This is a genomic window from Protofrankia symbiont of Coriaria myrtifolia, from assembly GCF_900634755.1.
GTDB lineage: Bacteria > Actinomycetota > Actinomycetes > Frankiales > Frankiaceae > Protofrankia > Protofrankia coriariae.
Genome location: NZ_CAAAFS010000288.1, coordinates 1 through 5,251, shown reverse-complemented (window position 1 = coordinate 5,251; position 5,251 = coordinate 1). Strand labels below are relative to the sequence as shown.

At 76.1% G+C, this 5,251-nt stretch carries 5 protein-coding genes; all 5 read left to right on the top strand.

What is annotated here, in order from left to right:
• The coding region (locus CM1CMNOD_RS21900; RefSeq protein WP_165490490.1) for a hypothetical protein at window positions 1-234 on the top strand (234 nt) is incomplete at its 5' end.
• Complete coding sequence (locus CM1CMNOD_RS16085; RefSeq protein ID WP_013874646.1) at window positions 218-2,116, top strand: hypothetical protein; 1,899 nt, start codon at window positions 218-220, stop codon at window positions 2,114-2,116. The genes CM1CMNOD_RS21900 and CM1CMNOD_RS16085, both read left to right, overlap by 17 nt.
• Window positions 2,113-2,583 carry a hypothetical protein gene (locus tag CM1CMNOD_RS16080; protein WP_013874645.1) on the top strand — a complete coding sequence of 157 codons (471 nt, stop codon included), beginning with the start codon at window positions 2,113-2,115 and terminating at the stop codon, window positions 2,581-2,583. The genes CM1CMNOD_RS16085 and CM1CMNOD_RS16080 overlap by 4 nt, the downstream gene beginning before the upstream one ends.
• A complete protein-coding gene (locus tag CM1CMNOD_RS16075) occupies window positions 2,580-3,980 on the top strand; it encodes a hypothetical protein (protein WP_013874644.1) in 1,401 nt (466 codons plus the stop codon). The genes CM1CMNOD_RS16080 and CM1CMNOD_RS16075 overlap by 4 nt, the downstream gene beginning before the upstream one ends.
• On the top strand, window positions 3,980-5,251 hold a 1,272-nt coding region (locus CM1CMNOD_RS16070; RefSeq protein ID WP_207387504.1), incomplete at its 3' end, for a hypothetical protein. The genes CM1CMNOD_RS16075 and CM1CMNOD_RS16070, both read left to right, overlap by 1 nt.

Below are 5,251 nucleotides of genomic sequence, written 5' to 3'. Positions count from 1 at the left end.
GCCGGCCGGCTGCGCGGCCACCTGCTCGTCGACGAGGTGACCGTCACCGCCGGGGCGCTCGTCGCCGCCGGGCCCACCGGCGCCCGGCTGTCCGTCGGCTGGCGCACCCTCGCCGCGGCGCCCGCGGCCGAACGATCCATCGCCGGGCAGTCCGTCGCCGGGCGGCTCGCTACCGGACAGCCCGGCGACGGGCCGTCCGTCCGGGAGGAGGATCCCTATGCCGGGCTCGTCTGACGTCGGCTTCGACGCCGGCTGGCGGCTGGACTTCCGGGCCGCGTCGGCCGCGGCCGGCAGCAAACCCCCGGTCAGCGTCGACCGCTCCGGGTACGACGCGGAGATCCAGGTCGTCTTCGAGAGCACGTGGAGCGCGCCCACGTTCACCGTGACGGTCGACGGGATGAGCGGGCAGGACGTCGACGCGATCCTCGGCGGCCCGTACCCCGAGGTCGAGATCGCGCTCGGCTGGCGGGACACCCCGGGCTCGTTCCTCTCCGCCGGCGCCGGCGTGCTCACCGCCGTGGGCCTCGGCCCGGCCCGGACGTCGACCCTGACGGCCGTCCTGGCCGGCCGGATCACCGCGCTCGAACGGACCGCGGGCGACGTCCGCTACCGCACCCGGTTCAGCGGCGTCGACTCCACGTGGGCGCGGCTGCAGCGCTCCTTCGTCTCCGGCACCCCGCTGCCCGCCCAGGGGACCGTCGTGGACTGGCTGCGTGCCCTGCTCGGCTCGCTCACACCCGCGGTCACCGTCGTCGCGGAGGGGAACCACCCGACGATCGACGGCCGGACCGAGCTGCGCGCCGGGGACCGGATCGCGGACGCCGTCCAGGCGCTCGCCCGGAGCGCCTTCCCGGACGCCCCGCACGGCCGGATCCCCGTCCTGCTGCGCGACGGGACGGTGCACGTCGGCACCTGGACCACCAGGCTCACCGGCGCGAACAACCACCCCCTGGACACCGCGACCGGTCTCGTCGACGCGACCCCGGCGCCGTACGAGCACGACGACCCGGCCAGGGACGACCCGTTCGCCACCTCCACCGCCGACGCCTGGGACGTCGTGCTCCTCGGCCGCCCGGGCATCAAGGTGGGGGACGCCGTCACGATCCGCCTCCCGGAGGTGGTGAAGAAGAAGGCGGCGGCGGGCCTCGCCGACTCCGTCGTCGGCGCCCTCGGTGGCGCCGCCGCGCTCGCGGCCCCGATCGTCGGCCTGCTCGCCCCGCCCACCCAGGCGAAACCCCGCGACTTCCGGGTCGTCTCGGTGACGCACACCCTCGGCCGCACCACCGGCTTCACGACGAAACTGCGCGTCGAGGGCGTCGGCGCGGCCGCGAAGCAGCCCGGGCCCACCACCGAGGCGCACCGGGTCGCCGAGACGATCGACGCCCGGATCGGCACGATGGCCCGGTCGCGCCGTGCCGTGGACGCCGGCATCGTCACCGCGCAGTCCGTCGCGGCCTCGGAGCGGCGGCACGCCCAGCGGCTCGATCTCGACGACGGCCTCGCCCAGGCCGCCCCGCCGAACGTCGCCGTCCGCGGCAGGCTCGACTCGCCCGCGACCCGCCTCACGAACAAGCCCTACGTCACACCCTTCGCCTACGGCGGCACCGGGCTCGTCGTCCCGCACTACCCGGGCACCCGGGTCGTGCAGCTCAACCACGACGGCGACCCGCGCAACGCGGTCGTCGCGGGCTGCGTGTGGGACGAGGGGTCCGAGCCGAGCAGCCAGGCCGGCGACTGGTGGCTCACCCTGCCGACGAACGTCGCCCCGGCAACGGACGGGGAGGACGTCACACCGGCACCGGACGGCAGGAGCGCCGCACCGGCGCCGGACGGCAGGGTGGCGAGCGACCTCGTCGACGCCAAGGGCGCCCGCGTCGTCAACGTCCTCGGCTTCGAGCTCACCGTCGGCGAGGACTCGATGCCGAATGTGGGCAAACGCCCCGACACCCCCGCCGCCGGCGTCCTCACCGTGAAGACGAAGAAGGGCAACGCGTCGATCTCCATCGACGCCGACGGCAACATCACGATCTCCACCGACAAGGAGATCCGGCTCAACGGAGAGAAGGTTGTCATGACGGTGAAGACCGGCGTCGAGGTGAACAAGGGGACGGCTTGAGCGCCGACCCGGGCGTGACCGCGCCGCCCGACAGCGCCGGTGCCCGGGCCGTCCTCGGCCGGGCTGTTCTCGGCCGGGGCCTCGCGCTCGTTCCCGTCCCGGGCGGGCAGCCCGCGGTGGACCTGGCGTGGGGGGCCGGCGGGCCACGGCTCGTCGAAGGCCCGGACAACCTCGCCCAGGATCTCGCGGTCGCCCTGCTCACCCCGGTCGGCAGCGACCCGTTCGACGTCGGCTTCGGGTTCGACGGCCTGCGGGTGCTCGCGCTCGCCCTCGGGCCGCTGCTGCGCGACCAGCTGCTGCGCGTCGCCGTCGTGCGGACCCTGCTCGCCGACGCGCGGGTCGTGGACGTCGTGGACGTCACCCTCGAGCCGCTCGATGCCAGCCGGCGCCAGGTCGTGCGCGCCACGGTGCGGACCGTCCTCGGCACCGACGTACCCATGACCCTCGGAGAGGTGGACCTCGGATGACCGACCCGACGACCGGCACGGACCTCGACGCGCTCGCCCGCAGTACTGCGAGCGGCCTCGACCACGGCGTGACCGCGGCCGGCTTCGTGCCCAAGCCGGTCGGGCGCATCCTCGACGAGAAGATCGCCCTCGCCCGGGCGCTCTTCGGCGCCGACGTCGACCTGACCTCCGGCAGCGTGCTGCGCACCCTGCTGGAGCTCGTCAGCGTCGAGGACGCCCGGATGTGGAGCCACCTCGGCCTCGTCTTCGACGACTCCTTCGTCTCGACGGCCACCGGGGAGGCGCTGTCCCGGCTCGGCGCCGAGCTCGGCCTGACCCGCCCGTTCCACCGCGCGACCGGCACCGTCAGGCTCGCGCTGGCCGGCGACCTGCCGCCGGAGGTCCCACAGCTCACGCTGCCGCGCGGCAGCCGGCTGCGGTCCCGCGGCGGCACGTCGGTGTTCCTCGCCGACCCGGTCCGGCTCGACGGTGTGACCCGGAGCGTGACCGCAGCGGTCACCGCGTTCGAGCCCGGCCCGGGCGGCGACCTCGACCCGGCGGCACAGGTCGACGGCGACACCCCGGGCCGCATCGACGCCTTCGACCCGGCGGACGCCAGGACGTCGGGCGCGGCCGCGCTCGTCACCGCCGGGACGCTGACGATCACCCACGGTGAAAAGCTTGCGGGCGGCAGCCTCACCTGGTCCGACGAGACCTACCGGGACCTGCTGCTCGCCTACCCGCGCACGCTGTGGACGCCGGACGCCCTGCGGGTCGCGGTGTCGCTCGTCCCCGGGGTCCGGCAGGTCCTCGTCAGGGACCTCTACGGCGGCCTCGACGTCAACCAGTCGATCTACGGCAACTTCTCCTTCGCGGAGCGGCTCTTCAGCGAGCAGCGCAGCCTCGGGAACCCCTACTACGTCACGGTTCTCGTCGCCCCCGACGAGTCCGTCGTCTGGGACGGGCCCGGCCAGCTCGCCGACCGGGTGCGCCAGGCCGTCGACACGGTCCGGCCGATCGGCATCGCGCCGTCCATCGAGCAGGCGCTCCAGGTCGGGGTCGGCCTGCGGGTCCGGCTCTCGCTGGACGGTCTCGCGGCGTCCGACACCGGGACGTCGGCCGGCACCACCGCGCTCGTCGGCCGGATCGTCGACCGGATCCGGCGCTACGTCGGCCGGCTGCGGATCGGCGAGCCGGTCCGGTACAGCGAGGCGATGTGGGCGGTGATGAACGAGCCGGGCGTCGCCGACGCCCGCGACCTGCGCCTGCTGCGCTACCCGCCCCGGCTGACCGACGCCGTCCTCGGCGCCGGTCAGCCGTACGGCGTCCAGGAGTTCGGCGTCGGCGAGGACGTGACGATCGGGCCCGCCGAAGTGCCGGTGCTGGTCACCGACCCGTCCGACGTCGTGGTGGCGTGATGAGCCGGGGCAGCGACCGGCCGGTCGAGGCCGCGGGCCTGCGCGCCGCCCTCGACCTGCTCACCCCGCCGTACGCCGCGGCCGCCGGGGCGCACGGCGTCCCGCTCGTCGACGGCGTCGTCGACGTCCCGGCGACGCGGGCGCCCGCGGTCCTCGTCCGGCTCCGGGTGCCACTCGAGCGGCGGGCGGTCGTCGTCCGCCGCGACGGTGTGCCGGCCACGCCGCCGGCCGTGTTCACCGCGTGGTCGGCGGCCGGATCGCTGCTGCCGCTCCTCGTCCCCGACCTGCCCGGAGGTCCGGACGGGCAGGACGGGCAGGACGGGCAGGACACTGTGGGGCCGCTGCGCCTCACGGTCACCGTCCGTGTCGTCGACGGGCCTGCGGCGCACGACCCGTCGACCGCGCTCGCCGCGGCGGCCGCCGGCACGGACCTCGCCGCCGCGGCCGCCGCCGGCCTCGTCGAGACGGTCGTCGTCGAGGGCCGGCTGGCCCGGACCGTATACCTGCTCACCGCGGAGAAGCAGCGGATCGCCGCCGTCGCCCGCGAGATCGCGGCATCCCGGCACGTCTCGCTCGCGCGCTCCGGCGCGCTCGACCGGACCGGCGCCGACCACGGCGTCCCCCGGTTCGCCGGCGAGGACGACGACGCCTACCGCGCCCGGCTGCGGATGGTGACGTCCTGGCGGCTGGCCACCCCGGCCGGCTTCGAACAGGCCCTCAACGGCGTCCCGGACGGCTCCGCGGACGGCGGCCCGAACACCGGCCTGCCGTCGGCGGTCGGGGTCGACGCCCGGTTCCGGATCGTCGACGAGGTCGACCGGCTCGCCGTCGCGGTGCGGATGGTCGAGGTCGTCCCACCCGGCGGGGCCGGCGGCGGATGGCGGCGACGGTTCGGCGAACTCGCCCGCGCCGGGCTGCTCCTCGACCTTGAGACGCCGCCGGCGGCCCGGCTGCCGGACGCCACCCGGACCCGGCTGCTCGAGGTCCGGCAGGTGCTGCGCGCCAACCTCGACCGGGCCCAGCCGGTCACCGAGCGGCGCTACCTCGCCGCCGTCGTCGCGACGTCCCTCGCGCGGGCGGTGCGCGTCCTGGAGACGCTCACCGGATCCGGCGCGCTCACCCTGCGCTCGGCGATGACCGAGGACGTCGACCCGCGGCTCGACCTCGGGCTCGGGGTCGCCGTCGACCCGCTCGACCCGGCCCGGGTGGACGCCGCGGTGGCCGCGGCCCGCGACGCCCAGCAGTCCGCCGCGGCCGGCATCGACCCGGCC

Excerpts from the sequence above, each read along its gene's own strand:
- CM1CMNOD_RS16085 (WP_013874646.1), top strand. The coding sequence starts at position 218 with ATGCCGGGCTCGTCTGACGTCGGCTTCGACGCCGGCTGGCGGCTGGAC.
- CM1CMNOD_RS16075 (WP_013874644.1), top strand. The coding sequence starts at position 2,580 with ATGACCGACCCGACGACCGGCACGGACCTCGACGCGCTCGCCCGCAGT.